We start from the raw sequence: 24,728 nt of genomic DNA, 5'->3' as shown, positions 1-24,728 counted from the left end.
TGCTGTGGCATCCGAAATGCCCTAAAAATGTGTTGCTTTTGATTGGGGCTCTGGCTTGTCTTTCCTTTTCAAAGAACGATCTGCCGCTCAAAGCGACAATTACTATCATACCAAGTAGGTAAGTTAAAGTCAACAACTTTTTAAGAAATTTATTATTTCCGGCTGCTGTTTTTTCGCCTCTCTCGGAAGCGCATGTATAAATATATCACCGTGGCTCTAAGCGGTCAACAATTTTTTATAATTTCTTTTAAAAAATGCAGAAATAAATTAACGTATAATTAGCTATTCATTCCATAAGACCTTTTATAGGCCTTTCCTTTGCATTCTGATTACTAACTGCTTCGGATTTTATGCTATTCTAGTGGTATGTAATGGAAGAAAGGAGAGAATTGAACGTTGGCCGATATTCATTGGAATGATAAAGAATTATTGATTTTTGATCTGGATGGCACTCTATATGAGGATACTGAACACTTTGATTATTATGCTGAACGGCTGGCTGCCTTTATTGCAGACAAAGACCGGCCTGCGTTTTTCTCCGAGTACGAAGCTGTTCAAAACGGTGAACGTGATCTGCAGATAGGTACAGCATATGATGCAGAAAACGACCGGATTCTCTACCTCGACCCGGTCACCACCCAACCAGTAAGAGTCGTCAATTGGAGCGGGAGAGAAATAAAACCTTCTGTTTGGGCGGAAGAGTATAAGAACCTTTCTTTTGACTTTGACAGAAAAATAGCTATCGGAGACGGATGGTGGACTCCCCATGCTACTGCCAGACATTTCGGAGTTTCGAAAGAAGAAGCCTACGCCGCTTACGTGGAAACAAAAACATATATGTCATCTGAATCCTTCCAGCTTTCCCAGACTCCTTCGCTTCGGTCCGGCCTGCAATGGCTTCAATCTAACGGCAAGCAGATGGTGTTAGTTACCAATAGCGACGATGAAGATGCAGAATCTATTTTACAGCAATTAAACCTTCATGATCTGCTTCCTCCCTACACTAGAATTACTTCTGCCAACAAACCAGCCGAAACGAAAGATCATTACGAAAAATTATTGGAGGAGTACCGGGTGAGCCCCCAGGAAACGATGGTCATTGGAGATAACTTAATGAATGATGTAATGCCCGGCGTTCTGCTCGGGATTGAAGGCATTCATATAGGCCCTTTAGCTGATTCTCCTTCTAAATATATTTATACTGTTCCATCTCTGCAGCAGCCGATGGAAAATCTCATCCAATACAATAAATAGAAAGAAGCCGCCCGCAGATATCTGCGGGCGGCTTCTGTTTATTGACTGCTATTCAACAGGCACTTTGTTCATAATAGTTGACGCCAATTCATCATAAAGCTCACCGATTGGATGTTCCGGCTGATAAACAGATGGGGCAAACACACTATCATCTTCAAGCGGCTGTCCCAATGGAATGCGGCTAAGAATGCCAACCTTTAACTCATCAGACAGGCGGTCTGCCCCGCCCTCACCAAAGACATATTCTTTCTCACCGCTGCGGCTTTCATAATAAGCCATGTTTTCAATAATACCCAATACACGGTGATTGGTTTTTATCGCCATTGCTCCGGCACGGGCTGCTACAAATGCTGCCGTCGGGTGCGGCGTAGTGACGATAATTTCCTGACTTTCCGGCAGGGTAGTGTGAACATCGAGTGCCACATCCCCTGTACCCGGCGGAAGATCCAAGAGCAGGTAATCAAGGTCTCCCCACTCCACTTCGTTAAAGAAGTTGTTCAGCATTTTTCCGAGCATCGGGCCTCTCCATACTACCGGAGCGTTATCCTCTACAAAGAATCCCATCGAAATGACTTTAACGCCGAAACGCTCTACCGGATAGATCCGTTCATCCTGTACTTTCGGCCGTTCTTCAATGCCCATCATGTCCGGTACGCTGAAGCCGTAAATGTCTGCGTCAATAATACCTACTTTTTTTCCGGCACGGGCCAGCGCCACAGCTGTATTTACTGTAACCGTAGATTTACCAACTCCGCCTTTACCGCTCGCAATGGTAATAAACTGAGTTTTGTTATCCTCGGATAAAATCTTCGGTCCTTCTTCCCCTTTTAGGCCTCCGGCTTTTTCTACTTCTTCGGGTTCAAGAGTCTCAAAACGGAGTCCTACTGAGTCGGCCCCGGCCTCTTTGATCGTATCCACTACCTGCTGCTGCATCTGCATTTGTTCGGGAGTACCAGTCTTTGCCAATGCTATTTTTAAACGCACTTTGCTGTCATCTTTGACACTGATACTGCGGATGCCGCCGGTTTCAACAATCGGCTTCCCCAGATCAGGATCTTCTATGGACTGAAGTGCTTCGCGCACCTGTTCTTCTGTAATCACATTGCACACCTTCCTTCTCTAGACTATAGCTGTAACTATTGGAAACATTCCTTATCTAGCATACCGTTTTTAAGAAGCATATTTCAAACGTTTACAACTAAAACCTGCTGTTTTTCTCTACATACAAACAAATGAGGTTAACAGTCGGTCAAAAAAATATACTTTCTTGCCAGTTCTTTATAGGTAAGTGTCCCGGGAGACCGTATAATTAAGTAAAAAAGGGGCACTCAGCTATACATCACTTACAGCGTCAAGTGACCGCCCTCGTGGAAACTAACAGTATATCTCTAAACGCCCGTTCAACTTACTGTAAAAATTGTTATTACTTAAATACAGCATTAATTTTCTTTTTTTCCATCTCATATCTGTAACGTTATCTTAAGTACTAAATATAGAAAGGGTATGTTCAAAATGGAAATTGAAAATCTAATTACAGCTAAGACAAGACAGGAATTAAGAGAGTGGCTCGAAGAGAACTCAAATACAGAAAAATATTGTTGGGTTTTAATAAGTATGACCGAAAAACCAGGTGTCGTTCAGTATCTGGATGTAGTTGAGGAAGCATTATGTTTTGGCTGGATTGATGGCATAAGTAAAAAATTATCAGACACTGAGCTAGCTCAAAGGCTTTCCCCACGAAAGAAACAAAGTAATTGGACAGAATTAAATAAGGAAAGGGTTCGAAGATTAGAAAAGTTAGGTTTGATGAAAGAAGAGGGATTGAAAGTCCTTCCTGATATGAGGCCTGAATCTTTTACCATTGATAAAGATATTGAACTGCGCCTAAAAGAAGATTATCAATTGTATCAAAATTTCATTAATTTCCCAGACCTATATAAAAGAGTTCGAATTGATACAATACAAAGCTATAGAAATGAAACTGATATTTTTAGTAAAAGATTGGAAAAATTTATTGAAAACACAAGAAAAAATAAAATGTATGGTCAATGGAACGACAAAGGCCGTTTAAGCGACTATTGATAAAAGAAGATATTAATGGAATTTAGAACGTTCACTAAAATAAAATTACTGCTTAAAATTAATATCAAAAAAAGCACCAGCCATGTGATATGCTGATGCTTTAAATTCTTCATAATATTGATTATTGATTTGATCCAACCTGCACCAAAAACCTTTGTGAAAGCTGGTATACCAATAATTTTATTAACGCTTCGAGAACTGTGGCGCACGACGTGCTGATTTGAGACCGTATTTTTTACGTTCTTTCATACGTGCGTCACGAGTCAGGTAGCCTTCAGATTTCAGTGTAGGACGGAAATCCGGGTCTACTTTCAAGAGAGCGCGCGCTACTCCGTGACGAATAGCACCAGCCTGGCCGGTGAAACCGCCGCCTCTTACAGTTACTTTAATGTCATAAGAACCTTCCGTGCCTGTAGCAGCGAGTGGCTGCTTTACAACAAGCTTCAATGTTTCAAGGTTGAAATACTCGTCGAGTTCACGGTCGTTTACAGTGATTTTTCCATCGCCTGGCTCAAGAAAAACTCTAGCCGATGAGTTTTTCCGGCGTCCAGTACCGTAATATTGTACTTGTGCCAAATGTAGTCCCTCCTTTTATTTTAACCGCGCAGTTGCAGTTCTTCTGGTTGTTGTGCGTGGTGTTTGTGCTCTGGGCCTTCGTATACGAATAACTTCTTGCCTTGTTCGCGGCCAAGAGTATTTTTCGGAAGCATGCCTTTAATAGCAATTTCGAGCATTTTTTCTGGTTTCTCACGGCGCATGTCGTCTGCGCGTGTAGATCTCAGTCCACCCGGATAACCGCTGTGACGGTGATAATACTTTTGAGAAAGTTTTTTCCCGGTTAAGTGGATTTTTTCTGCATTAACAATAATCACGTTATCCCCAACGTCAATGTGCGGGGTATATTGTGGCTTTGTTTTACCGCGAAGGATTGCAGCGACTTCACTGGCAAGACGTCCGAGTGTCTGGCCTTGTGCGTCTACTACGTACCATTTGCGTTTTACGTCGCCTGGCTTAGCCATGTATGTCGTACGCATAGTTATTTCCCTCCTAAATCAATTCTCTGCCGATTATATCATCGATCACTTGTCATATTTACGCTCATCATTCCGTATCCCGGGGCAGTGGGACGTGAAATGCCAAATAACATCGTATAATAATAGGGGCCAAATGTCAATGTTAAAACACCAGGAAACGTTGTTTTTTTATAATCAATTTTTTCCGTAGCCGGCTACGTTTTCAGCTGGCCTTAAAGACTGTTAACGCACGGCCAGCCAGAGTACTGTGTACAGTGCGCAGCCTGCGGCAAAATACCGGAACGTGCTCTTCCGGTGCTGAGGTATTTCTTCCTGCATTACCTGATAAATAATACCCCCGGAAATAAACGCATAGATAACTGACACCCACTCGTCCTTTAAATCAATGAGCAATCCAAAGAGCCAGCCTGCTAAAACTCCCGCTACTAAAAACCACCGGCCAAATTTATCAAAGAGACGATGATTGATGGAGCGCATGCTGATATCTGAGGTTAACAGATAGACCGAAAGGGCAGCGAAATAAAAGACAGTTTCCTTTGCTGTTCCCATTTGGCCATGAAGCAGCAGGTAGCCTACGATAACATTAAACAATGTATAAAATATAAGCGGAATTAAAAAGTAGAGGTTCCCGCTCCGAAGACGATCCCTCACGCTGTCTTCCCGATGAAACGAATGAGCAACCTTTTCAAGGGCATAGGTTAGAAGCAGGCCCCCCATAGCCACCAGGTAAGCATCATTATTTACCGTTTCTAAAAAAGCAGTACTGGTCTGGCTGTCAATCTGCTTTTGAGAAGTGCTCAAATTTGGCAGAGTGATAGAAAACACGTAAGCGATCGCTACTCCACCGGAAATCGAAATCAGCTTGCGGCGACCTGCGTTGGATATACGTCCGACAAATTTAACCGCAGCATGGACAGCAGCAAAAACAAGGACGAACAGAAAACTTACAAACGTCATAACCTCAGCTCCCTTAATTTTCTACCCACTACTGCTTTTTATAACCGGCCTGGATAAATACTTTCATCTGTCAGTAATTCACCTTCCAAAGATACAGACCGTGGCCGGGGGCCGTGTTACCGGCAGCAGCCCGCTCCTTCGTTTCAATAATAGATTTCATTTCTTCAGGGGAACGGTTGCCCTTTCCTATTTCGAGAAGCGTTCCCACAGCAATGCGAATCATATTGTATAAAAAGCCCGACCCGCGGAACGTAAACCACAGCTCCTCCCCGTCTAGCGTAGCATCTGCTTTGTATACCGTGCGGGTTTTTTCCTTCACGTCGGTATTGGCAGCGCAAAAGGAGGAAAAGTCGTGCTCCCCTTCAATGTAGCGGACTGCCTTCTGCACAGCTTCAACGTCCGTTGGATATGGGTAATAAAAGGCATGATTTCGGCGAAACACGTCACGCTCCTTACGCAGCAGCACGCAGTACCGGTACTCTTTCTCCACTGCGTCAAAACGTGCGTGGAAATCTTCATTGGCATACGCGGAGTGCCAGACGTGGATATCTTTTGACAGAAAGGATTCAAGGGCCTTTCCCCATTTGTGCTCCGGCAGCTGCAGCGGAGAATCAAAATGGAATACCTGGCCTTTTGCATGCACACCTGAATCCGTCCGGCCTGAAGCATGGATTGGCACATGGACACCTTTGTGCATTTTCTGGAGCGCCTCCTCGATTTCTCTCTGGACCGTCCGGCGGCCCGGCTGCACCTGCCAGCCTTCAAAAAACGTACCATCATACGCTACTGTTGCTTTCACTCTCGGCATTGGACTTTCCTCCTTTCGTTTACTGGCGTAAAAACAATAAAATAACTCCAAATGCCGCGATCAGAACGCAGCATAAAGTATCTCTCCAGCCCCACACGAGCAGACGGAGCTTTGTCCGCCCTTCTCCTCCGTTATAGCCGCGGGCCTCCATAGCATAGGCCAAATCCTCCGCCCGGCGGAAGGCACGTACAAATAACGGCACTAGAAGAGAAACAAATGCCTGCATCCGGTCCCGCATGGAGCCTTTGTTAAAATCAGCGCCGCGGGCCGTCTGGGCTTTAATAATTTTTTCTGTTTCCTGCAGGAGCGTAGGAATAAACCGGATCGCAATCGACATCATCATCGCCACATCGTAGGCGGGAAACCTAAAGCGCTCGAGCGGGGAAAACATTTGCTCTAATGCATCTGTAAGGTCAATCGGGCTCGTTGTCAGCGTTAAAAGCGACGTGAAATACACGAGCAGCAGCAAGCGAAGAGAAATAAACAGTCCCTGGCGGATGCCTTCCTCATAAAACGAAAATATACCGATCGAAAAGAGGATGTCTCCTTCTCTTGTAAAAAAAGCGTGCAGAAAAAATGTTAATATCACTAAAATAAATACCGGAAACATTCCCTTGCGGATATATCGAAATGGCACTCCGGAAAGAAAATAAACGGCTATCGCCGCCGCTCCGAAAAGCGCATATCCATTCCAGCTGTTCACGAGAAAAACTACAATGATTAAAAACAATACGGCGGCAATCTTCGCCCGGGGATCCATATGATGAAGAAAGGAGCGCCCCGGCAGATACTGGCCGATTATGACATTTTCAAACATGTGGCACCTCTCCGTTCTGAACGGCCTGCTCCCAGTAATCTGCAGCTTCTGCCGGAGAAAGCTTATAATGGGGGAAGCGGATGCCGCTGTCCCGTTCAATCTGCTGAAGCACCCGTACCTGCTCCGGGATATCCAAATCCATTCCCTGCAGCTTTTCCCGCTGGGCATAAATGGCTTCCGGTTTTCCCTGCATTTTGATCTCTGCATCCTCCATCACATACATGTACTCAGCAAATGCAGCCGCCTCCTCCATTTGATGCGTAATCATAATCGTTGTCGGCTGATACATAAGCTGCCAGTTCATAAATAGCTCCAGAATTTCTTTTTGTCCCTGGGGATCGAGACCAGCAGTTGGTTCGTCCAGAATAAGAATGTCCGGGTTGGTGGCAAGCACCCCGGCTATTGCTACCCTCCGCATCTGCCCCCCGCTCAGCTCGAACGGCGAGCGTTCCAGCAGTGTTTCACTAAGCCCCACCTGCTGCAGCAATTCTGGAAGCTTCTTTTGTATCTCCGCTATGTCCATTCCCTTATTTTTCGGCCCAAACAATAAATCTTTTTCGACGGTTTCCTCGAACAGCTGGTGCTCGGGATACTGAAACACCATTCCTACATGACTCCGCACCGTTTTGACCATTTTTCGCTTTGTTTTGGCTTCCAGCTGGTAATCCCCTACTGTTACCACGCCGGCGGACGGCTTAAGCAGTCCATTGATGTGCTGCACAAGTGTTGATTTCCCGGAGCCGGTACGCCCAATAACAGCCGTCACTGAAGAAGAGCGGAAGCAGGCATCTATGTTTTTAAGTGCTAATGTTTCAAACGGCGTTTTTTTCATATACACATGGCTTACGTTTTGAAAATTCACATCCATGCTGCTACTCTCCTTCAACCATGGTACGGAGCGTTCGTATATCGATCCTCCGCTTCTTTGCTTCTCTGTAAAGCTGATATTTATACGGAAGGGGCATCCCTTCTGCCTCCATCCACTCCAGCTGATCCGGGATGCTGGCCGTAGTTACATCTTTTTCGATTCGTCCTGCTTTCATGAACCAAATACGGTCGGACATAAAGGCTTCTTCAAGATAATGAGTAATCGATACGATTGTGATGCCCGATTCGCGGCACAGCCGGTTCATTGTTTCCAAAATTTCTTTTCTGCCATTCGGGTCAAGCATGGAGGTCGATTCATCAAACACCATCACCTGAGGGCGTAAAGCAAGAACTCCGGCTATCGCCGCCCGCTGCTTCTGGCCTCCCGACAGGCGGTGCGGCTCCATATGTAAAATATGCCCGATGTTTACCCAGCGGCTGACTTCGTCAATGCGTTCGAGCATTACTTCTCGCGGAATTCCGGCGTTTTCCATTCCAAAAGCAATATCGTCACGCACCGTCGGAGCCACAAACTGATGCTCAGGGTTTTGGAAAACCATCCCCACTTCCCGCCGAATCATTTGCAGAGAATTCTCATCTGTTGTCTTTTTACCCAGCACAAGAACAGCCCCTCCGGTCGGCTGGGAAAGGCCGTTAAAGAGACGGGAGAGTGTCGATTTCCCGGAACCATTGGCTCCTATAATCGAAAGCCATTCCCCTTTATGAATCTTTTTATTTAATCCTTTCAACACCTTTTCGTCGCTTTCCTCGTATTGATATTCAAGATTCTGGAGTTCGATAATCGCCATGCCCTCTCCCCTCCCTTTAATGTTCGATTTTTGCATAGAAAAAAAGCAAGACGCAGTCTTTACAGACATCGTCCTGCCTCTTTTACATGTTACCTTCATTTGCAAATGAAAGAAATGTATAAACGAGGGCTTCCCGTTTATACAAGTTCGATAATAGCCATTTCAGCAGCGTCTCCACGGCGCGGTCCGAGTTTCAGTACGCGCGTGTATCCGCCTTGACGGTCTTCGTAACGAGGACCGATTTCAGAGAACAGCTTCTGAACAGCATCCTGGCCTTCTTCATTAGCTGTTTCCTTGCGAACGAATGCAGCTGCCTGACGGCGGGCGTGCAAATCTCCACGTTTTCCAAGAGTAATAATTTTTTCTGCGATCGGCTGTACTTCCTTCGCTTTTGCGTGAGTTGTTTCGATCCGGCCGTTAATAATAAGGTCGGTAGTCAAATCACGAAAGAGCGCTTTTCTTGCCGATGTGTCGCGTCCAAGCTTTGAGTATGGCATTACAATTCCCTCCTTTGATCAAACAAATATTTATGATTAGTCCTCTTCGCGCAATCCGAGGCCGAGTTCACCGAGTTTTTCCTGAACTTCTTCCAGCGATTTGCGTCCGAGGTTGCGGACTTTCATCATATCTTCTTCTGACTTCTGCGTCAGCTCCTGCACAGTATTGATGCCTGCGCGTTTCAGGCAGTTATAAGAACGGACCGAAAGATCAAGCTCTTCAATTGTCATTTCAAGCACTTTTTCTTTTTGGTCTTCCTCTTTTTCCACCATAATCTCCGCATTCTGTGCTTGATCGGTCAGGCCGATAAAGATATTCAAGTGCTCATTCATGATTTTTGCACCAAGGGATACTGCCTCTTCGGGACGGATGCTGCCGTCTGTCCAGACATCCAACGTTAACTTATCGTAGTTGGTAATCTGTCCGACACGAGTATTTTCCACCTGGTAATTTACACGCTCGACCGGCGTATAAATAGAATCAATGGGAATGACACCGATTGGAAGGTCGTCGCTGTTGTTTCCTTCAGCCGGGACATAACCGCGTCCGCGATGAGCGGTAAGGCGCATATGCAGGTTGGCGTTTTTTGATAACGTAGCGATGTGAAGATCCGGATTTAGAATTTCCACGTCGCTGTCGTGCGTGATATCCCGTGCAGATATCGTACCTTCTCCCTGCACATCAACTTCAAGCACTTTTTCATCATCAGAGTACACCTTTAAAGCAAGCTTTTTCAAATTCAAAATAATGGTTGTTACGTCTTCAAGTACGCCTTCAATCGTAGAAAACTCGTGAAGAACCCCATCGATTTGAACCGTAGAAACCGCTGCTCCCGGTAACGAGGATAAAAGAATACGACGCAGGGAATTCCCCAGGGTAGTACCATAACCACGTTCCAATGGTTCAACAACAAATTTGCCAAACTTGGCATCTTCGCTCACTTCGACCGCTTCAATGTTAGGCTTTTCAATTTCGATCATTTGTTTGCGTACCCTCCTTCAAACGTCGTACATCCGGCAGCCGGTGCCGGAAAGTAAGGAAAACAGGAAAGCGAAATGCAAAAGCACTCCTTTTAGCCTGAATCCTTTGCAATAGTCATGTTCGCTTTCAGTTATGCACGTGGACGTTTTGGCGGGCGGCACCCGTTATGAGGTACTGGCGTAACATCACGAATGACCGTAACTTCTACACCGGTTGCCTGAAGGGAACGAATTGCAGCTTCACGTCCAGCTCCTGGACCTTTCACTGTAACTTCTACGCTTTTCAATCCGTGTTCCATTGCAGCTTTTGTTGCTGTTTCTGCAGTCATTTGAGCTGCGAATGGAGTGGATTTACGGGAACCTTTGAAACCAAGCACTCCAGCGCTTGCCCATGCAAGTGTGTTTCCCTGGACGTCCGTAATGTTTACAATCGTGTTGTTAAACGTCGAGCGGATATGAGCCACACCCGACTCTATATTCTTGCGCTGACGGCGTTTACGTGGTGCGTTCGACTTTGCTTTTGCCATAATAGGTAACCTCCTTTATGAATAAATTATTTACGTTTGTTTGCTACTGTACGACGCGGACCTTTACGGGTACGGGAATTGTTCTTCGTGTTTTGTCCGCGAAGCGGCAGTCCACGACGATGACGGATTCCACGATAGCTTCCGATCTCCATCAAGCGTTTGATGTCGAGGGACGTTTCACGGCGAAGATCCCCTTCTACCGTATGGTTGTTATCAATAGCCGTACGGATACGGGCGAGTTCGTCTTCTGTTAAATCACGCACACGGGTGTTTTGGTCAACGTCAGCTTCGTTCAGAACCTGAACTGCAAGCGATTTGCCGATGCCGTATACGTAAGTGAGTGAAATAGCAATACGCTTATCACGCGGAATATCTACTCCTGCAACACGTGCCATGCGGGCACCTCCTTTTTATTATCCTTGTCTTTGTTTATGCTTCGGGTTCGAGCAAATTACCATTACCGAACCTTTACGGCGAATAACTTTACAATTGTCACAAATCTTTTTAACGGAAGCTCTTACTTTCATTTTCCATTTACCTCCTTCACTGCATGCATGCCATGCATTGGTAAGAGTGCTCAAGAATGAACTTGCGGGTCTATTTGTAGCGGTACGTAATACGTCCGCGGGAAAGATCGTACGGTGAAATTTCTACAGTTACTTTATCACCAGGAAGAATCCGGATAAAGTGCATACGAATCTTACCGGAAACATGCGCTAAAATTTTGTGTCCATTTTCAAGCTCGACACGAAACATAGCGTTTGGAAGAGGCTCAACCACCGTACCTTCCATTTCAATAACATCATCTTTAGCCATGAATTAATTCTCCTTTTCAAATAAGGCTTCTTGTTCAAAAAAGGTGTAAAGAGCGTGCCGGATTTTCGCGTTAGTCACTCGGCCGGTTTCTATTAAACTCGACTGTACCTCCGGCGAAATATACGAAAGCAATTCTACGTGGGACGTGTTTTTTTTCTTTCCCCGATCGAACTTTCGTCTTTCCCCGTCCGCCAGCATCAGAAACTTATCATCCAGCACATCGATTACTACCGCGTACTGACCAGCTTCGCGCCCCCGGGTCACTCGAACGATTTGTCCCAGATCGGGTCGCCTTGACTCCGAATCTTTCATGCATGCATCCTCTTTTCCTTAGGCTTCGTTAGGATTTAGCAACCTGAAACCGTAATAAACGGACCAGGTTGTCCAACCATCGGAGAGGGTGTATACGTGTTTGCTCTAGGCAAATTCAGTGTACCCCTAAAATGATGGTATTGCATCATGTTCCCGGGTCGTATCCGATGGGCTCCGCGTTACTTATGAAACGCTTCTGCCACATCGCACTTCCCGTATTATAACGAGTTCCCGACCCGTTTTACAAACAATCATGCACGAAGGTCTTTCAAGAGTGCTTCAATGTCATGAAATACTTTATCTATATCCTGATCTCCATCGATGTTACGGAGATATCCTTTTTCTTCATAGAAATCAATCAGCGGCTGCTGCTGTTCAATGTTTACTTCCAAACGGCGCTTAACCGTTTCCGGTTTATCATCATCGCGCTGAACGAGTTCACTTCCGTCTACATCGTCAATCCCTTCCTGCTTCGGCGGATTGTAAATCACGTGATAAGTCCTGCCTGAAGAAGGGGAAACGCGACGGCCGGTAAGACGTTCTTCAAGTTTTTCTTTTGGAACATCGATGTTCAGTACGTAATCGAGCTGCCTGCCCATATCCGCCAGCATTTTTTCCAGTGCACCAGCCTGTGCCGGAGTTCTAGGAAAACCATCGAGCAAAAATCCGTTTCGGCAGTCTTCTTTCTGCAAACGTTCTTCAACAATACCGTTTGTGACTTCGTCTGGAACTAAATCACCAGCATCCATGTAAGACTTTGCCTGTCTGCCAAGCTCGGTCTCTTCTTTAATGGCTGCGCGGAACATATCCCCAGTAGAAATGTGGGGAATATTGTATTCTTCACTAATTGTTGCAGCCTGCGTGCCTTTTCCAGCACCCGGCAGCCCCATCAATATCAGATTCACGCTATCTCCTCCAACGACTATTTTACCCGAAGGGAAGCGGCATAGGCGAGCTTCGTCTTCGAGGCCAATTCTATTTAATGAAACCGCGATAGTTCCGTTTAACTAACTGGCTTTCTACTTGCTTCATCGTTTCCAAAGCAACCCCTACAACGATTAGAAGGCCTGTACCGCCAATTTGAATCGACTGTGGGAGACCCATCTGTGTGATGAAAAAGACTGGAATGATGGCAACCACGGTTAAAAACAGGGCTCCGACGAATGTAAGCCTGTAGAGCGTCCGCCGGATGTACTTTTCAGTGGCAAACCCTGGGCGTATGCCGGGAATGTAGCCCCCCTGCTTTTTCAGGTTCTCCGTCATTTGTTCGGGATTCACCTGCACAAAGGCATAAAAGTACGTAAACGCAATGATTAAAGCTGCATATACGACCATTCCTATAGGCTGCGTATAATCAAAGTTATTTACAATCCAGTTGGCAATCGCATTCTCTTCCCCAATAAAGCTCGCTGCTGTTGGCGGAAAAATAAATAACGCCAAAGCAAAAATTACCGGGATAACCCCTGCAGCGTTTACTTTTAAAGGAAGATGTGTCGACTGGCCGCCAACCGGGCTCCGTCCAACAGTTCGTTTTGCGTATTGAATAGGAATTTTGCGCAGCGCCTGCTGTACAAAAATGACGCCTACAATAATAGCAAGAACTGCTACTGCCAGAAGCGCTATAGTGATAATGCCTATATATAACTCTCCGCCAGCATCCTCGATCTGCGTCGCATAAATTTGGTTGATTCCATTAGGAATACCCGCCGCAATACCGGCAAAGATCAGGATAGAGATACCGTTCCCCACACCTTTTGCAGTGATTTGCTCACCAAGCCACATTAAAAAAGCCGTGCCGGCTGTCATTATCAACGCAATAAATATATACTTTGCAGCATTTGGGTCCGGAATAAGCCCTGGAAAATAGTTGTTAAACCCAACTGACATTCCAAGTCCCTGAACAAACGCAAGAACAATAGTAAAATAACGGGTGAACTGATTCAGTTTCCGTCTTCCTGTTTCCCCCTGCTTTGCCCATTCCGAAAATTTAGGCACAACATCCATACGAAGCAATTGTACCACAATTGAAGCGGTAATGTATGGCATGACGCCCATCGCAAATATGGAATACTGCGACAGCGCCCCGCCTCCAAACGTGTTTAAAAAGCCAAATGCACTTGCTTCATCAGAGAAATTTAGCACCTGGCGGTTTGTTCCAGGCACCGGAATAAAACTTCCGATCCGAAATATAATCAACATGGCTAAGGTGAACAACACCTTGTTTCGAATGTCACTCACACGAAACATGTTGATAATCGTGCGGAACATTAGACCACCTCGGTTTTTCCGCCTGCTGCCTCAATTGCTTGCACTGCTGAAGCAGAGAACTTGTTCGCGTGCACCTGAAGCTCTTTCTCCAACTTGCCGTCGCCTAAAATTTTCACGCCATCTTTGTACTTGCTGATTACGCCTTTTTCAAGCAACGCTTCTGGAGTTACTGTTGTACCGTTGTCGAAGCTGTTGAGCGTTTCCACATTAACAATAGCGTACTCTTTACGATTAATATTCGTAAAGCCGCGTTTTGGCAAACGCTTGAAGATAGGGTTCTGCCCACCTTCAAAACCTGGACGTACACCACCGCCGGAACGGGCGTTCTGCCCTTTTTGTCCGCGGCCGGAAGTTTTGCCGTTGCCGGAAGCCGGCCCGCGGCCTACACGGTTACGCTGTTTGTTTTTGCCTTTTGCAGGCTGAAGTTCGTGGAGTTTCATGTTGCCACCTCCCTGTCATTTAGGAATGAAATTTATTAGTTCAGTTCTTTTACCGTCAGCAGGTGAGATACTTTGTTCACCATACCGCGGATTGCAGGATTGTCTTCTTTTACTACCGTACGGTTGATTTTATGCAAACCAAGTGTACGGACTGTAACACGTTGTTCTTCCGGGCGCCCGATCATACTGCGGGTAAGGGTGATTTCCAATTGTTTGGCCATTTGCTTTCCCCCCTTATCCTAACAATTCTTCGACGCTCTTACCACGCAATTTAGCTACTTCTTCAGCTGTTTTCAAAGAAGTTAATCCGTTGATAGTAGCGCGAACCATGTTAATAGGATTGTTGGAACCGAGAGATTTCGACAGAATGTCCTGTACGCCGCCAAGCTCTAAGATGGCACGTACCGGTCCTCCAGCGATTACCCCAGTACCTTCAGATGCAGGCTTCAATAGAACGTTGCCTGCGCCGAAGTGACCAGTGATTTCGTGTGGAATAGTTGTTCCTACGATCGGAATCTGTACAAGGTCCTTTTTAGCGTTTTCTACCGCCTTACGGATTGCTTCTGGTACTTCAATAGCTTTACCCTGGCCAAAGCCGACGTGGCCGTTACGGTCTCCAACTACTACGAGTGCTGCAAAGCGGAAGTTACGTCCACCTTTTACAACTTTTGCGACACGGTTGATGGTTACAACACGTTCTTCAAGCTCCAGTTTATTCGGATCAATACTTTGCATTCTTGTCCCTCCCTTACTTTTTAGAATTTTAGTCCGTTCTCGCGGGCTGCTTCAGCGAGTTCTTGAACACGGCCGTGATAAACAAATCCACCCCGGTCAAAAACGACTGTGTCATAGCCTTTTTCTGTAGCACGCTTGGCGAGAGTTTCTCCGATTTTGCGGGCTGCCTCTTTATTGCCGCCATTTTCGATTCCGGAATTTTTCTCCATTGTCGATGCTGCTGCCAGAGTCACTCCTGCTTCGTCGTCAATCAGCTGCGCATAGATATGCTTTGCAGAACGGAAAACGTTCAGACGAGGACGTTCTGGTGTGCCGCTGATTTTGCGGCGGATACTCATATGGCGTTTCTTACGTTTTTCATAACTTGTTGCTTGAGCCATCGTACAGTTCCTCCTTTCGTGCTTGTTGCGATGTTAATTAACCGATTATTTACCCGTTTTACCTTCTTTACGGCGAACTTCTTCACCTTCGTAGCGGATTCCTTTGCCTTTGTAAGGTTCAGGAAGACGCACAGAGCGAATGTTGGAAGCTACTGCCCCGACGCGTTCTTTATCAATACCGCGGACGGTCACTTTCGTGTTAGAAGGTACTTCAATATCGATTCCTTCCTCGGAAACGAATTCTACCGGGTGGGAGTAACCAACGTTTAACACTAACTTCTCGCCAGTCTTCTGCGCACGATAACCTACGCCGACGAGCTCGAGGTTCTTTTCGTACCCTTTTGTTACACCTTCTACCATGTTGTTTACAAGGCTTCGGGTCGTACCATGAAGCGAACGGTACGTTTTATTGTCAGAAGGGCGTTCAAAAGTCACTTCCGACTCTCCAATATTCACAGTAATAACCGGGTGAAGATCACGGCTCAATTCACCTTTTGGTCCTTTAACTGTTACTGTATTTCCTTCTTTAGCGATTGTTACGCCTTCTGGAATTTCGATTGGTTTCAGGCCAATACGAGACATATTGCACACCTCCGTTCTTTATAACGATTTTATTACCAAACGTATGCGAGTACTTCGCCGCCAACGTTTTGTTTTCTTGCTTCTTTATCAGACATAACACCTTTAGATGTAGAAATCACTGCGATACCAAGTCCGCCCAGCACTTTAGGAACCTCGTTGGATCCTGCATAAACACGGAGACCTGGTTTACTGATACGTTTGATACCGGAAATAACTTTCTTGTTTTCCGTACCTGTTTTTAAGAATAAGCGGATCATTCCCTGTTTTTTATCATCGACATATTCAACGTCGCGAATGAAACCTTCCAGCTTGAGGATTTCAGCGATTTCTTTTTTAAGGTTCGATGCAGGAAATTCTACTTTCTCGTGGTTCACCATGTTTGCGTTGCGGATACGAGTAAGCATATCAGCAATCGGATCTGTCATGACCATTTGAATACCTCCCTCCCAGTTACGGGGTCGTGCGCCGGCGCCTGCCGGCGTTTACGTGAATAATTTATTTTTGAAATGGCATGCCCATTTGATCGAGCAGCTCGTAAGATTCTTCATCAGTAGAAGCAGTAGTAACGATAACGATATCCATTCCGCGTACTTTTTCTACCTGATCGTAGGAAATTTCCGGGAAGATCAATTGTTCGCGTACACCAAGCGTGTAGTTGCCACGGCCGTCAAATGCTTTGTTTGACACACCGCGGAAGTCACGGACACGTGGAAGCGTGACGTGGATTAATTTCTCCAGGAAGTCATACATACGTGCTCCGCGCAAAGTTACCTTTGCACCGATTGGCATACCTTCACGAAGTTTAAATCCTGCAATAGAACGTTTTGCTTTTGTAATCAAAGGCTTCTGCCCGCTGATTGCTTCCAGCTCTTCTACTGCTTTATCCAATGAGCGAGGGTTTTGTACTGCTTCCCCAACACCCATGTTAATAACAATTTTATCAACCTTCGGTACTCCCATTACGGAAGAGTAGTCGAATTTCTCGTGCAGACTCGGTACGATTGATGTTTGATACTTTTCTTTTAAAGCGTTCATTCGTGTGACCTCCTCTCGTCCTTTGTCTTACTTAGTTCAGGGCTTCACCTGATTTTTTGGCGACACGTACTTTTTTGCCGTTCTCTACCTTGTGACCAACACGTGTTGGTTCGCCGGATTTCGGATCAAGCGGCATAACGTTTGATACGTGAATGGCAGCTTCTTGGTTTAAGATACCGCCTTGTGGGTTTTCCTGGGAAGGCTTCGCATGTTTTTTCACGATGTTAACACCTTCGACGATTACACGTTCCTGTGCAGGCATTGCTTTAAGGATAACGCCTTCTTTGCCTTTATCCTTGCCGCTGATTACTTTTACTTTTTCACCCTGTTTAACATGAAGCTTATTTTGGGCCATTTTCGCACCTCCTTAACGGGACATCACGACTTCGCATGATATTTGTATTACAGAACTTCCGGTGCAAGGGAGATAATTTTCATATACTGCTCATCACGAAGCTCTCTTGCTACTGGGCCAAAGATACGTGTTCCACGTGGTCCTTTGTCCGTACGTACGATTACAGCTGCGTTTTCGTCAAAGCGAATGTAAGAACCGTCTGGACGGCGAACGCCGCTGCGGGAACGTACAATAACTGCCTGAACTATTTCGCCTTTTTTGACAACGCCCCCTGGTGTTGCTTGTTTGACAGAGCATGTAATCATATCACCGATATTAGCAGTTTTACGGCCGGAACCGCCTAAAACTTTTATGCACTGTACTTCGCGGGCACCAGAGTTATCCGCTACTCTTAAGCGTGATTCTTGTTGGATCATAAGTCACGGTACCTCCTTTCTTTAAAAACGATTTAAAGAATAACTGATTCTTCTATTACTTTCACGAGACGAAAACGCTTGTCTTTCGAAAGCGGGCGGGTTTCCATGATCTGGACGATGTCGCCAACTTTTGCAGTGTTTTCTTCATCGTGGGCTTTAAACTTTTTGGAGTCTCTGACACGTTTGCCGTACAACGGGTCTTTTTTATAAGTTTCAACAACAACAGCAATCGTTTTATCCATTTTATCGGATGTCACGCGGCCGTTATAAACCTTACGGTTGTTACGTTCTTCAGCCATATTGGTTTAACCTCCTTTTCCTTTTAGCCTTTGTTCATCCCGAGTTCACGTTCACGCAACACGGTTTTGGCACGTGCAATATCTTTTCTTACAGTACGGATGCGGGCGGGATTTTCCAACTGACCAGTCGCTAATTGAAAACGAAGGTTAAAAAGTTCTTCTTTCAGGCTTTTTGTTTGGTCTTCGATTTCTACTGTGGTTAGATCTCTCAATTCATTAGCTCTCATTTGCCTCACCACCCACTTCTTCGCGTTTCACAAATTTCGTTTTAATCGGTAACTTGTGAGCTGCAAGTCTCAAAGCCTCACGGGCAATTTCTTCGTTAACCCCGGCAATTTCAAACATGATCTTTCCTGGTTTTACAACAGCTACCCAGCCTTCAGGAGAACCTTTACCGGAACCCATGCGGACTTCGAGGGGCTTCGCTGTGTATGGCTTGTCCGGGAAGATTTTGATCCAGACTTTACCGCCACGTTTCATATAACGAGTCATAGCGATACGTGCAGATTCGATCTGGCGGTTCGTGATCCAGGAAGCTTCCACTGCCTGCAGTCCGTACTCGCCAAAAGTGATTTCTTTGCCGCCTTTTGCACGGCCTCTCATTTTGCCACGGTGTTCGCGACGATACTTTACGCGTTTTGGCAATAACATATTAGTTGCCTCCTTCCTCTTTGTTCGTTCCTTTCGTTGGAAGGACTTCTCCGCGATAAATCCAGATTTTTACACCCAGTTTACCGTACGTTGTATCTGCTTCTGCAGTGCCATAATCAATATCTGCACGCAACGTATGGAGAGGTACTGTTCCTTCACTGTATCTTTCAGAGCGGGCGATGTCTGCGCCGCCTAAGCGTCCGTTTACTTCTGTCCGGATCCCTTTTGCTCCTGCGCGCATCGTACGCTGAATAGACTGTTTCATTGCACGACGGAAAGAAATACGATTTTCAAGCTGGCGGGCAATGTTTGCCGCTACGAGACGGGCATCCATGTCTGCCTGCTTTATTTCTGCAATGTTAATGTGAACCCGCTTGTTAGTCAGGTTGTTCAAGTCTTTACGGAGTGCTTCCACTTCCGAGCCACCGCGGCCGATAACCATTCCTGGTTTCGCAGTATGGATCGTAATATTCACACGGTTTGCCGCACGTTCGATTTCCACAGTAGAAATAGAAGCGTCAACGAGCTTCGTTTCGATGTGACGGCGCACTCTGTAGTCTTCATGAAGCAAAGTCGCGTATTCTTTTTCCGAATACCATTTCGATTCCCAATCACGGATGACTCCAACACGAAGTCCGATAGGATTAACTTTTTGTCCCACGCGTTATCCCTCCTTTTTTTCTTCGACGATTACAGTAATGTGACTCGTACGTTTGTTAATGCGGCTTGCGCGCCCCATTGCACGTGGGCGGAAACGTTTGAGTGTTACTCCCTCGTCTACGAATGCTTGGCTGATGTAAAGATTTTCTGGTTCCATCTCATAGTTGTGCTCTGCGTTGGCGATAGCAGAGTTAATAACTTTCTCAACAATCGGAGACGCCGATTTTGGCGTGTTCTTAAGGATGGCAATAGCTTCTCCGACGGATCTTCCCCGGACTAGGTCTATCACAAGACGAGCCTTGCGGGGGGCGATACGGATCTGCTTTGCTACTGCTTTTGCTTCCATGTTTCTTTACCTCCCCTCAGGTCTTATCTTTTCGTTTTTCTATCGTCATTTTTATGGCCTTTAAACGTTCTAGTTGGTGCGAATTCACCAAGCTTATGGCCTACCATATCTTCAGATACATAAACAGGTACGTGCTTGCGTCCGTCGTACACTGCAATCGTATGGCCGACAAATTCCGGGAATACTGTGGAACGGCGTGACCAGGTACGAATAACTTCTTTATTGTTCGAATCGTTTAGTCTCTCGATTTTATTCATCAAGTGCAAGTCGACGAAAGGTCCTTTTTTTAAACTACGACCCATGAGAGAACCTCCTTTCGCGATTAACCTGCGATTCCGGAGAACCGCAGCTTCATCTTTTTATTATTTTTTCTTACGGCGACGGCCACGCACGATATATTTATTGGAATCTTTATTGCGTTTTCTTGTTTTATAGCCAACTGCAGGCTGACCCCAAGGGGATACAGGTGCAACGCGTCCGATTGGCGCACGGCCTTCACCACCACCGTGTGGGTGATCGCTAGGGTTCATTGCGGAACCACGAACGTGTGGACGTTTGTTTAACCAACGGGAACGTCCGGCTTTACCGATGTTCACCAGTTCATGCTCTACGTTTCCAACCTGACCGACAGTTGCACGGCAGGAAGCGAGGATTAGACGGGTTTCACCGGAACGAAGACGCACGAGTACGTACTTGCCTTCTTTACCAAGAACCTGGGCTTCTGCTCCAGCGGAACGAACGAGCTGTCCGCCGCGGCCCGGCTTCAATTCGATGTTATGAATAACAGTACCTACCGGAATATCACGAAGGTCCAATGCGTTACCAAGTTTGATATCTGCACTCGAACCAGCCATGATTTCCTGGCCGATTTTCAACCCTTTTGGAGCAAGGATGTACCGTTTTTCACCATCAACGTAGTTGATAAGCGCGATATTTGCTGAACGGTTTGGATCATACTCGATCTCAGCAACTTTACCTGGTACGTCGTTTTTATTACGTTTAAAGTCAATAACACGGTATTGACGTTTATGCCCGCCGCCCTGGTGACGACTGGTCATACGACCCTGGTTATTACGACCGCCTTTTTTGTGAAGCGGTTCAAGCAGCGAACGTTCTGGTGTTTCTGAAGTGACTTCGCTGTGCTTGTTTACCGACATGTGACGGCGGCCGTTTGTGGTCGGTTTATACTTTTGGATAGCCATGCTCATTACCCTCCTTCGTATCTATTTGTTAATTAAGCACCTTCGAAGAATTCAATATCTTCGCTATCTGCTGTAAGCGTCACGATCGCTTTTTTACGGTTGGGTTTGTACCCTTCATGACGGCCAAAACGACGGAATTTACCTTTTTTGTTCATTGTATTTACTTTCTCTACCTGAACATCAAAGATTTCTTCAACCGCGTTTTTGATTTGGAATTTATTAGCTTTCACGTCTACTTCAAACGTGTATTTCTTTTCGTCCATCAAGTCAGCGGAGCGTTCTGTAATAACGGGTTTTTTAATTAGGTCACGTGCTTCCATTATGCGAACACCTCCTCTACTTTCTTCACGGCGTCCTGTGTCATAACCAATTTGTCATGTTTCACAACGTCCAGGACGTTTACACTGCTTGCCGTGAGGAATGTTACGTTAGGAAGATTGCGTGCAGACAGACCGACTGTTTCATCGTCGTTGCCGGTAACAATCAATACCTTCGTATCAATGGAAAGAGAAGAAAGTACTTTAACCATCTCTTTCGTTTTCGGAGCATCAAACTTCAGCTCATCAAGCACGACAAGATCATTTTCCTGTGCTTTGCTTGCGAGTGCTGATTTGATAGCCAGACGGCGAACTTTTTTCGGAAGCTTATAGCCGTAAGACCTTGGCGTCGGACCGAACACGATACCACCTTTCACCCATTGCGGGGAACGGATGGAACCTTGACGGGCCCTGCCTGTGCCTTTTTGGCGCCATGGCTTGCGTCCGCCACCGCGGCGTTCGGAACGGTTTTTCACTTTGTGCGTTCCTTGTCGTAACGATGCTTGCTGCATGATTACTGCGTCATACAGGACGTGCTCATTTGGTTCAATACCGAAGACAGTGTCTGCTAATTCGATATCTCCTACGCGGGAACCGGTTTGGTTTAGTAAATCTACTGTTGGCATCTTGCGCCCTCCTTTCTATTATGCTTTTTCAGTGTTTGCTTTCACAGCGTTCTGTACTGTTACGTAGCTGCGTTTCGCACCAGGAACATTGCCTTTAACTAAAAGCACGTTGCGCTCGGTATCTACTTTAACAATCTCCAGGTTTTGTACTGTAACCGTGTTGTTACCCATACGTCCAGGGAGCTTTTTGCCTTTCAATACGTGGTTAGGGTCGATAACGCCCATCGCACCAGGGGCACGGTGGAAACGGGAGCCGTGCGTCATTGGTCCGCGGGATTGGTTATGGCGCTTGATAGCACCCTGGAACCCTTTCCCTTTGGATTTCCCAGTGACGTCTACGATATCTCCTTCTGCAAATGTTGCTACACTGACCTCTTGACCAACCTCGTAATCCTCTGGGTTTGTCCCGCGGATTTCTCTAACGAAGCGCTTGGGGGTCGTGTTTGCTTTCTCAGCATGTCCTTTTTCCGGTTTGATTGCGCGTGCTTCTTTTTTGTCGTGAAAACCTAGCTGAATAGCTTCGTATCCATCGGACTCAGTAGTTTTCTTTTGAAGCACAACGTTTGGTTCTGCTTCAATGACCGTAACTGGAAGCAGTTCGCCGTTTTCTTTAAACAATTGCGTCATGCCGAGTTTTTTACCCAAGATTCCTTTGGCCATGAGTCACACCTCCTAATAAATTTTGATTTTCATATATTTGTTATTATAATTTGATTTCGATGTCTACACCCGATGGTAGATCTAAACGCATAAGCGAATCTACCGTTTGTGGCGTTGGCGTTAAAATGTCGATTAAACGTTTATGTGTACGCATTTCAAATTGCTCACGAGCATCTTTAAATTTGTGCGTAGCACGAAGAATTGTATAAACAGATTTCTCTGTTGGCAATGGAATCGGTCCAGAAACACCTGCACCAGAACGTTTTGCCGTGTCTACAATCTTTTCAGCGGATTGATCCAACACTCTGTGATCATACGCTTTTAAACGAATACGAATTTTTTCATTAGCTGCCATTAAAAGCCCTCCTTCTCGTCCGATTTTACAGACATACTCCGCGAAAATTTCCTCACACCTGGTCATGGCAATGGACCCGGGTGTGTCAGCAACCTTCCGCATCATCGCCTGACCGTGGGTGGATATAGAAGTATTTCTATGTCTCCCATGGTCACACTTCATCTATTATAGTGATCGTTCGCCTTTTACGCAAGGGGTTTTTCAAAAAAATCTCGGTGTGTCCCCCCTTTTTCCCTTTTATCTTTAAGAGCTTTAATTAATATGGAAGAAATAAAAAAACCTCTAATGCTTTTCAGCATTAGAGGAGAATAATCGGGTGATTATTTTTGGATAGTAGAAACAACGCCGGCGCCAACTGTACGGCCGCCTTCACGAATAGAGAACTTAGTTCCTTCTTCGATAGCGATTGGGTTGATGAGCTCAACTGTCATTTCTACGTTATCGCCAGGCATTACCATCTCAACGCCTTCAGGCAGTTGGATGATACCAGTTACGTCCGTAGTACGGAAGTAGAACTGTGGGCGGTAGTTAGAGAAGAATGGAGTATGACGTCCACCTTCGTCTTTGGAAAGTACATAAACTTCTGCTTTGAAGTTAGTGTGTGGAGTAATCGAACCTGGCTTTGCAAGAACCTGGCCACGTTTGATGTCATCACGGGACACACCACGGAGAAGCGCACCAATGTTGTCGCCAGCTTCTGCATAGTCAAGAAGCTTACGGAACATTTCTACACCAGTAACCGTGGATTTGCGGGAGTCTTCATCGATACCGATGATTTCAATTTCGTCCCCAACGTTAAGAACGCCACGTTCAACACGGCCAGTTGCAACTGTACCACGGCCTGTGATAGAGAATACGTCCTCTACAGGCATCATGAATGGCTTGTCTTTGTCACGGTCTGGAGTTGGAATGTAGTTGTCTACAGCTTCCATCAGTTCAAGAATTTTGTTTTCATACTCTTCGTCGCCTTCGAGGGCTTTCAGAGCAGAACCGCTGATGATTGGTACATCGTCACCAGGGAAGTCGTATTCGGATAAGAGGTCACGAACTTCCATTTCTACGAGTTCGAGAAGCTCTTCGTCGTCTACCATGTCAACTTTGTTCAAGAAAACAACGATGGATGGTACACCAACCTGACGGGAAAGTAGGATGTGCTCACGAGTCTGAGGCATTGGGCCGTCAGCTGCGGACACAACGAGAATCGCTCCGTCCATTTGAGCTGCACCAGTGATCATGTTTTTAACATAGTCAGCGTGACCTGGGCAGTCAACGTGTGCATAGTGACGGGAATCAGTTTCATACTCAACGTGTGCAGTGGAGATCGTGATTCCACGCTCACGCTCTTCAGGTGCACCGTCGATTGCGTCATAAGCCATAGCCGTTCCGCGGGAATATTTTTTGTGAAGTACCGTTGTGATCGCAGCAGTCAAAGTTGTTTTACCATGGTCAACGTGACCGATAGTACCAATGTTCGCATGCGTTTTCGAACGGTCGAATTTTTCTTTTGCCATTATAATTGTCCTCCCTTTATTTCAGGTAATTAATGTTGTATAGCAGCCAGGCGGGCGCTGCTATCAGTAAACGCCCTACCTTAGCTTACAATAAATCCGTCATGCATACAATCATCAAGCTGCCGGATT

40 protein-coding genes are annotated in these 24,728 nt (G+C 45.9%); 2 read left to right on the top strand and 38 right to left on the bottom strand.

The window, feature by feature from the left end; genetic code table 11:
* Positions 1-396: 396 nt before the first annotated feature.
* The gene (locus ACTRXG_RS13090) at positions 397-1,254 is read left to right on the top strand and encodes an HAD family hydrolase (RefSeq protein WP_474285357.1); all 858 of its coding nucleotides are present in this window, start codon (positions 397-399) and stop codon (positions 1,252-1,254) included.
* A gap of 48 nt (positions 1,255-1,302) precedes the next feature.
* On the opposite strand, the gene ACTRXG_RS13085 is transcribed toward ACTRXG_RS13090, so the two are convergent.
* Positions 1,303-2,355, bottom strand: a complete 1,053-nt coding sequence (locus ACTRXG_RS13085) for a P-loop NTPase (protein ID WP_462868219.1) — start codon at positions 2,353-2,355, stop codon at positions 1,303-1,305.
* Positions 2,356-2,766: 411 nt separating this feature from the next.
* On the opposite strand from ACTRXG_RS13085, the gene ACTRXG_RS13080 reads away from it, so the two are divergent.
* The gene (locus ACTRXG_RS13080) at positions 2,767-3,336 is read left to right on the top strand and encodes a YdeI/OmpD-associated family protein (RefSeq protein WP_474285356.1); all 570 of its coding nucleotides are present in this window, start codon (positions 2,767-2,769) and stop codon (positions 3,334-3,336) included.
* A 183-nt stretch (positions 3,337-3,519) separates the two neighbouring features.
* On the opposite strand, the gene rpsI is transcribed toward ACTRXG_RS13080, so the two are convergent.
* From rpsI to tuf, 37 genes are all read right to left on the bottom strand, one after another.
* Positions 3,520-3,912, bottom strand: a complete 393-nt coding sequence (gene rpsI / locus ACTRXG_RS13075) for a 30S ribosomal protein S9 (RefSeq protein ID WP_091616686.1) — start codon at positions 3,910-3,912, stop codon at positions 3,520-3,522.
* 20 nt (positions 3,913-3,932) lie between these two features.
* Positions 3,933-4,370: a 50S ribosomal protein L13 gene (rplM, locus tag ACTRXG_RS13070; protein ID WP_322527231.1), complete on the bottom strand. Its 438-nt coding sequence runs from the start codon at positions 4,368-4,370 to the stop codon at positions 3,933-3,935.
* 222 nt (positions 4,371-4,592) lie between these two features.
* Positions 4,593-5,327 carry a hypothetical protein gene (locus tag ACTRXG_RS13065; protein ID WP_474285355.1) on the bottom strand — a complete coding sequence of 245 codons (735 nt, stop codon included), beginning with the start codon at positions 5,325-5,327 and terminating at the stop codon, positions 4,593-4,595.
* Positions 5,328-5,397: 70 nt separating this feature from the next.
* Positions 5,398-6,135, bottom strand: a complete 738-nt coding sequence (truA, locus tag ACTRXG_RS13060; RefSeq protein WP_474285353.1) for a tRNA pseudouridine(38-40) synthase TruA — start codon at positions 6,133-6,135, stop codon at positions 5,398-5,400.
* Between the two features lie 19 nt (positions 6,136-6,154).
* Complete coding sequence (locus tag ACTRXG_RS13055) at positions 6,155-6,952, bottom strand: energy-coupling factor transporter transmembrane component T family protein (RefSeq protein ID WP_474263651.1); 798 nt, start codon at positions 6,950-6,952, stop codon at positions 6,155-6,157.
* A complete protein-coding gene (locus ACTRXG_RS13050; protein WP_474285352.1) occupies positions 6,945-7,820 on the bottom strand; it encodes an energy-coupling factor transporter ATPase in 876 nt (291 codons plus the stop codon). The genes ACTRXG_RS13055 and ACTRXG_RS13050 overlap by 8 nt, the downstream gene beginning before the upstream one ends.
* Positions 7,821-7,824: 4 nt before the next feature.
* Positions 7,825-8,628, bottom strand: coding sequence for an energy-coupling factor transporter ATPase (locus ACTRXG_RS13045; RefSeq protein WP_474263647.1), 804 nt, complete (start codon positions 8,626-8,628; stop codon positions 7,825-7,827).
* A 137-nt stretch (positions 8,629-8,765) separates the two neighbouring features.
* Positions 8,766-9,125: a 50S ribosomal protein L17 gene (gene rplQ / locus ACTRXG_RS13040; protein WP_022794495.1), complete on the bottom strand. Its 360-nt coding sequence runs from the start codon at positions 9,123-9,125 to the stop codon at positions 8,766-8,768.
* Positions 9,126-9,161: 36 nt separating this feature from the next.
* On the bottom strand, positions 9,162-10,106 hold the full coding sequence (locus ACTRXG_RS13035) for a DNA-directed RNA polymerase subunit alpha (RefSeq protein ID WP_022794494.1): 945 nt from the start codon (positions 10,104-10,106) through the stop codon (positions 9,162-9,164).
* A 131-nt stretch (positions 10,107-10,237) separates the two neighbouring features.
* Complete coding sequence (gene rpsK / locus ACTRXG_RS13030) at positions 10,238-10,633, bottom strand: 30S ribosomal protein S11 (RefSeq protein WP_022794492.1); 396 nt, start codon at positions 10,631-10,633, stop codon at positions 10,238-10,240.
* Between the two features lie 26 nt (positions 10,634-10,659).
* Positions 10,660-11,028 (bottom strand): 30S ribosomal protein S13, encoded by a 369-nt coding sequence (gene rpsM, locus ACTRXG_RS13025; RefSeq protein ID WP_022794491.1) that lies wholly within the window; start codon positions 11,026-11,028, stop codon positions 10,660-10,662.
* Between the two features lie 18 nt (positions 11,029-11,046).
* Entirely contained in the window at positions 11,047-11,160 is a 114-nt protein-coding gene (gene rpmJ / locus ACTRXG_RS13020; protein WP_084687350.1) for a 50S ribosomal protein L36, read from the bottom strand.
* A 70-nt stretch (positions 11,161-11,230) separates the two neighbouring features.
* On the bottom strand, positions 11,231-11,449 hold the full coding sequence (infA, locus tag ACTRXG_RS13015) for a translation initiation factor IF-1 (RefSeq protein ID WP_022794490.1): 219 nt from the start codon (positions 11,447-11,449) through the stop codon (positions 11,231-11,233).
* Positions 11,450-11,452: 3 nt separating this feature from the next.
* On the bottom strand, positions 11,453-11,761 hold the full coding sequence (locus ACTRXG_RS13010; protein ID WP_022794489.1) for a KOW domain-containing RNA-binding protein: 309 nt from the start codon (positions 11,759-11,761) through the stop codon (positions 11,453-11,455).
* Between the two features lie 251 nt (positions 11,762-12,012).
* On the bottom strand, positions 12,013-12,666 hold the full coding sequence (locus ACTRXG_RS13005) for an adenylate kinase (RefSeq protein WP_474285350.1): 654 nt from the start codon (positions 12,664-12,666) through the stop codon (positions 12,013-12,015).
* A 70-nt stretch (positions 12,667-12,736) separates the two neighbouring features.
* Entirely contained in the window at positions 12,737-14,029 is a 1,293-nt protein-coding gene (gene secY, locus ACTRXG_RS13000; RefSeq protein WP_322527237.1) for a preprotein translocase subunit SecY, read from the bottom strand.
* Entirely contained in the window at positions 14,029-14,469 is a 441-nt protein-coding gene (rplO, locus tag ACTRXG_RS12995) for a 50S ribosomal protein L15 (RefSeq protein ID WP_298788697.1), read from the bottom strand. Before rplO ends, secY begins: the two co-directional genes overlap by 1 nt.
* Before the next feature lie 35 nt (positions 14,470-14,504).
* The gene (gene rpmD, locus ACTRXG_RS12990; RefSeq protein WP_091616703.1) at positions 14,505-14,690 is read right to left on the bottom strand and encodes a 50S ribosomal protein L30; all 186 of its coding nucleotides are present in this window, start codon (positions 14,688-14,690) and stop codon (positions 14,505-14,507) included.
* A 13-nt stretch (positions 14,691-14,703) separates the two neighbouring features.
* The gene (gene rpsE, locus ACTRXG_RS12985; RefSeq protein WP_022794484.1) at positions 14,704-15,204 is read right to left on the bottom strand and encodes a 30S ribosomal protein S5; all 501 of its coding nucleotides are present in this window, start codon (positions 15,202-15,204) and stop codon (positions 14,704-14,706) included.
* Between the two features lie 20 nt (positions 15,205-15,224).
* Positions 15,225-15,584: a 50S ribosomal protein L18 gene (rplR, locus tag ACTRXG_RS12980; protein WP_298788702.1), complete on the bottom strand. Its 360-nt coding sequence runs from the start codon at positions 15,582-15,584 to the stop codon at positions 15,225-15,227.
* 45 nt (positions 15,585-15,629) lie between these two features.
* Positions 15,630-16,166, bottom strand: a complete 537-nt coding sequence (rplF, locus tag ACTRXG_RS12975; protein WP_474263643.1) for a 50S ribosomal protein L6 — start codon at positions 16,164-16,166, stop codon at positions 15,630-15,632.
* 32 nt (positions 16,167-16,198) lie between these two features.
* Positions 16,199-16,597, bottom strand: coding sequence for a 30S ribosomal protein S8 (gene rpsH / locus ACTRXG_RS12970; RefSeq protein ID WP_079475117.1), 399 nt, complete (start codon positions 16,595-16,597; stop codon positions 16,199-16,201).
* A 64-nt stretch (positions 16,598-16,661) separates the two neighbouring features.
* On the bottom strand, positions 16,662-17,201 hold the full coding sequence (gene rplE / locus ACTRXG_RS12965; protein ID WP_022794480.1) for a 50S ribosomal protein L5: 540 nt from the start codon (positions 17,199-17,201) through the stop codon (positions 16,662-16,664).
* A gap of 31 nt (positions 17,202-17,232) precedes the next feature.
* On the bottom strand, positions 17,233-17,556 hold the full coding sequence (gene rplX, locus ACTRXG_RS12960) for a 50S ribosomal protein L24 (RefSeq protein WP_079475115.1): 324 nt from the start codon (positions 17,554-17,556) through the stop codon (positions 17,233-17,235).
* Between the two features lie 47 nt (positions 17,557-17,603).
* Positions 17,604-17,972, bottom strand: a complete 369-nt coding sequence (gene rplN, locus ACTRXG_RS12955; RefSeq protein ID WP_079475114.1) for a 50S ribosomal protein L14 — start codon at positions 17,970-17,972, stop codon at positions 17,604-17,606.
* Between the two features lie 32 nt (positions 17,973-18,004).
* Positions 18,005-18,271, bottom strand: coding sequence for a 30S ribosomal protein S17 (gene rpsQ, locus ACTRXG_RS12950; RefSeq protein WP_462868226.1), 267 nt, complete (start codon positions 18,269-18,271; stop codon positions 18,005-18,007).
* A gap of 23 nt (positions 18,272-18,294) precedes the next feature.
* Positions 18,295-18,498 (bottom strand): 50S ribosomal protein L29, encoded by a 204-nt coding sequence (gene rpmC / locus ACTRXG_RS12945; RefSeq protein ID WP_091616711.1) that lies wholly within the window; start codon positions 18,496-18,498, stop codon positions 18,295-18,297.
* A complete protein-coding gene (gene rplP, locus ACTRXG_RS12940; RefSeq protein ID WP_022794475.1) occupies positions 18,488-18,922 on the bottom strand; it encodes a 50S ribosomal protein L16 in 435 nt (144 codons plus the stop codon). The genes rpmC and rplP overlap by 11 nt, the downstream gene beginning before the upstream one ends.
* Position 18,923: 1 nt before the next feature.
* Positions 18,924-19,583, bottom strand: a complete 660-nt coding sequence (gene rpsC, locus ACTRXG_RS12935) for a 30S ribosomal protein S3 (RefSeq protein WP_462868227.1) — start codon at positions 19,581-19,583, stop codon at positions 18,924-18,926.
* Positions 19,584-19,586: 3 nt separating this feature from the next.
* Positions 19,587-19,928, bottom strand: coding sequence for a 50S ribosomal protein L22 (rplV, locus tag ACTRXG_RS12930; RefSeq protein ID WP_022794473.1), 342 nt, complete (start codon positions 19,926-19,928; stop codon positions 19,587-19,589).
* A 23-nt stretch (positions 19,929-19,951) separates the two neighbouring features.
* Positions 19,952-20,230: a 30S ribosomal protein S19 gene (gene rpsS, locus ACTRXG_RS12925; RefSeq protein WP_022794472.1), complete on the bottom strand. Its 279-nt coding sequence runs from the start codon at positions 20,228-20,230 to the stop codon at positions 19,952-19,954.
* Positions 20,231-20,290: 60 nt separating this feature from the next.
* The gene (gene rplB, locus ACTRXG_RS12920) at positions 20,291-21,130 is read right to left on the bottom strand and encodes a 50S ribosomal protein L2 (protein WP_022794471.1); all 840 of its coding nucleotides are present in this window, start codon (positions 21,128-21,130) and stop codon (positions 20,291-20,293) included.
* Between the two features lie 32 nt (positions 21,131-21,162).
* Entirely contained in the window at positions 21,163-21,450 is a 288-nt protein-coding gene (gene rplW, locus ACTRXG_RS12915; RefSeq protein WP_022794470.1) for a 50S ribosomal protein L23, read from the bottom strand.
* Positions 21,450-22,073, bottom strand: coding sequence for a 50S ribosomal protein L4 (gene rplD, locus ACTRXG_RS12910; RefSeq protein ID WP_022794469.1), 624 nt, complete (start codon positions 22,071-22,073; stop codon positions 21,450-21,452). The genes rplW and rplD overlap by 1 nt, the downstream gene beginning before the upstream one ends.
* An 18-nt stretch (positions 22,074-22,091) precedes the next feature.
* A complete protein-coding gene (rplC, locus tag ACTRXG_RS12905) occupies positions 22,092-22,733 on the bottom strand; it encodes a 50S ribosomal protein L3 (RefSeq protein ID WP_079475105.1) in 642 nt (213 codons plus the stop codon).
* A 43-nt stretch (positions 22,734-22,776) separates the two neighbouring features.
* Entirely contained in the window at positions 22,777-23,088 is a 312-nt protein-coding gene (rpsJ, locus tag ACTRXG_RS12900; RefSeq protein ID WP_027847395.1) for a 30S ribosomal protein S10, read from the bottom strand.
* Between the two features lie 320 nt (positions 23,089-23,408).
* The gene (gene tuf, locus ACTRXG_RS12895; RefSeq protein ID WP_022794466.1) at positions 23,409-24,599 is read right to left on the bottom strand and encodes an elongation factor Tu; all 1,191 of its coding nucleotides are present in this window, start codon (positions 24,597-24,599) and stop codon (positions 23,409-23,411) included.
* Between the last annotated feature and the right edge of the window lie 129 nt (positions 24,600-24,728).

It is taken from the genome of Marinococcus sp. LNSP9103-4 (genome assembly GCF_056034345.1).
This window is presented reverse-complemented; position numbering and strand designations above follow the sequence as displayed.

What these genes read in the sequence shown, in the direction of transcription:
- ACTRXG_RS13080 (WP_474285356.1), top strand. Translation starts at nt 2,767, where the DNA reads ATGGAAATTGAAAATCTAATTACAGCTAAGACAAGACAGGAATTAAGA.
- rplM (WP_322527231.1), bottom strand. Translation starts at nt 4,370, where the DNA reads ATGCGTACGACATACATGGCTAAGCCAGGCGACGTAAAACGCAAATGG.
- ACTRXG_RS13065 (WP_474285355.1), bottom strand. Translation starts at nt 5,327, where the DNA reads ATGACGTTTGTAAGTTTTCTGTTCGTCCTTGTTTTTGCTGCTGTCCAT.
- truA (WP_474285353.1), bottom strand. Translation starts at nt 6,135, where the DNA reads ATGCCGAGAGTGAAAGCAACAGTAGCGTATGATGGTACGTTTTTTGAA.
- ACTRXG_RS13055 (WP_474263651.1), bottom strand. Translation starts at nt 6,952, where the DNA reads ATGTTTGAAAATGTCATAATCGGCCAGTATCTGCCGGGGCGCTCCTTT.
- ACTRXG_RS13050 (WP_474285352.1), bottom strand. Translation starts at nt 7,820, where the DNA reads ATGGATGTGAATTTTCAAAACGTAAGCCATGTGTATATGAAAAAAACG.
- ACTRXG_RS13045 (WP_474263647.1), bottom strand. Translation starts at nt 8,628, where the DNA reads ATGGCGATTATCGAACTCCAGAATCTTGAATATCAATACGAGGAAAGC.
- rplQ (WP_022794495.1), bottom strand. Translation starts at nt 9,125, where the DNA reads ATGCCATACTCAAAGCTTGGACGCGACACATCGGCAAGAAAAGCGCTC.
- ACTRXG_RS13035 (WP_022794494.1), bottom strand. Translation starts at nt 10,106, where the DNA reads ATGATCGAAATTGAAAAGCCTAACATTGAAGCGGTCGAAGTGAGCGAA.
- rpsK (WP_022794492.1), bottom strand. Translation starts at nt 10,633, where the DNA reads ATGGCAAAAGCAAAGTCGAACGCACCACGTAAACGCCGTCAGCGCAAG.
- rpsM (WP_022794491.1), bottom strand. Translation starts at nt 11,028, where the DNA reads ATGGCACGTGTTGCAGGAGTAGATATTCCGCGTGATAAGCGTATTGCT.
- rpmJ (WP_084687350.1), bottom strand. Translation starts at nt 11,160, where the DNA reads ATGAAAGTAAGAGCTTCCGTTAAAAAGATTTGTGACAATTGTAAAGTT.
- infA (WP_022794490.1), bottom strand. Translation starts at nt 11,449, where the DNA reads ATGGCTAAAGATGATGTTATTGAAATGGAAGGTACGGTGGTTGAGCCT.
- ACTRXG_RS13010 (WP_022794489.1), bottom strand. Translation starts at nt 11,761, where the DNA reads ATGAAAGATTCGGAGTCAAGGCGACCCGATCTGGGACAAATCGTTCGA.
- secY (WP_322527237.1), bottom strand. Translation starts at nt 14,029, where the DNA reads ATGTTCCGCACGATTATCAACATGTTTCGTGTGAGTGACATTCGAAAC.
- rplO (WP_298788697.1), bottom strand. Translation starts at nt 14,469, where the DNA reads ATGAAACTCCACGAACTTCAGCCTGCAAAAGGCAAAAACAAACAGCGT.
- rpmD (WP_091616703.1), bottom strand. Translation starts at nt 14,690, where the DNA reads ATGGCCAAACAATTGGAAATCACCCTTACCCGCAGTATGATCGGGCGC.
- rpsE (WP_022794484.1), bottom strand. Translation starts at nt 15,204, where the DNA reads ATGCAAAGTATTGATCCGAATAAACTGGAGCTTGAAGAACGTGTTGTA.
- rplR (WP_298788702.1), bottom strand. Translation starts at nt 15,584, where the DNA reads ATGGCTCAAGCAACAAGTTATGAAAAACGTAAGAAACGCCATATGAGT.
- rplF (WP_474263643.1), bottom strand. Translation starts at nt 16,166, where the DNA reads ATGTCTCGTATTGGCCTGAAACCAATCGAAATTCCAGAAGGCGTAACA.
- rpsH (WP_079475117.1), bottom strand. Translation starts at nt 16,597, where the DNA reads ATGGTCATGACAGATCCGATTGCTGATATGCTTACTCGTATCCGCAAC.
- rplE (WP_022794480.1), bottom strand. Translation starts at nt 17,201, where the DNA reads ATGAACGCTTTAAAAGAAAAGTATCAAACATCAATCGTACCGAGTCTG.
- rplX (WP_079475115.1), bottom strand. Translation starts at nt 17,556, where the DNA reads ATGGCCCAAAATAAGCTTCATGTTAAACAGGGTGAAAAAGTAAAAGTA.
- rplN (WP_079475114.1), bottom strand. Translation starts at nt 17,972, where the DNA reads ATGATCCAACAAGAATCACGCTTAAGAGTAGCGGATAACTCTGGTGCC.
- rpsQ (WP_462868226.1), bottom strand. Translation starts at nt 18,271, where the DNA reads ATGGCTGAAGAACGTAACAACCGTAAGGTTTATAACGGCCGCGTGACA.
- rpmC (WP_091616711.1), bottom strand. Translation starts at nt 18,498, where the DNA reads ATGAGAGCTAATGAATTGAGAGATCTAACCACAGTAGAAATCGAAGAC.
- rplP (WP_022794475.1), bottom strand. Translation starts at nt 18,922, where the DNA reads ATGTTATTGCCAAAACGCGTAAAGTATCGTCGCGAACACCGTGGCAAA.
- rplV (WP_022794473.1), bottom strand. Translation starts at nt 19,928, where the DNA reads ATGGAAGCAAAAGCAGTAGCAAAGCAGATCCGTATCGCCCCCCGCAAG.
- rpsS (WP_022794472.1), bottom strand. Translation starts at nt 20,230, where the DNA reads ATGGGTCGTAGTTTAAAAAAAGGACCTTTCGTCGACTTGCACTTGATG.
- rplB (WP_022794471.1), bottom strand. Translation starts at nt 21,130, where the DNA reads ATGGCTATCCAAAAGTATAAACCGACCACAAACGGCCGCCGTCACATG.
- rplW (WP_022794470.1), bottom strand. Translation starts at nt 21,450, where the DNA reads ATGGAAGCACGTGACCTAATTAAAAAACCCGTTATTACAGAACGCTCC.
- rplD (WP_022794469.1), bottom strand. Translation starts at nt 22,073, where the DNA reads ATGCCAACAGTAGATTTACTAAACCAAACCGGTTCCCGCGTAGGAGAT.
- rplC (WP_079475105.1), bottom strand. Translation starts at nt 22,733, where the DNA reads ATGGCCAAAGGAATCTTGGGTAAAAAACTCGGCATGACGCAATTGTTT.
- rpsJ (WP_027847395.1), bottom strand. Translation starts at nt 23,088, where the DNA reads ATGGCAGCTAATGAAAAAATTCGTATTCGTTTAAAAGCGTATGATCAC.
- tuf (WP_022794466.1), bottom strand. Translation starts at nt 24,599, where the DNA reads ATGGCAAAAGAAAAATTCGACCGTTCGAAAACGCATGCGAACATTGGT.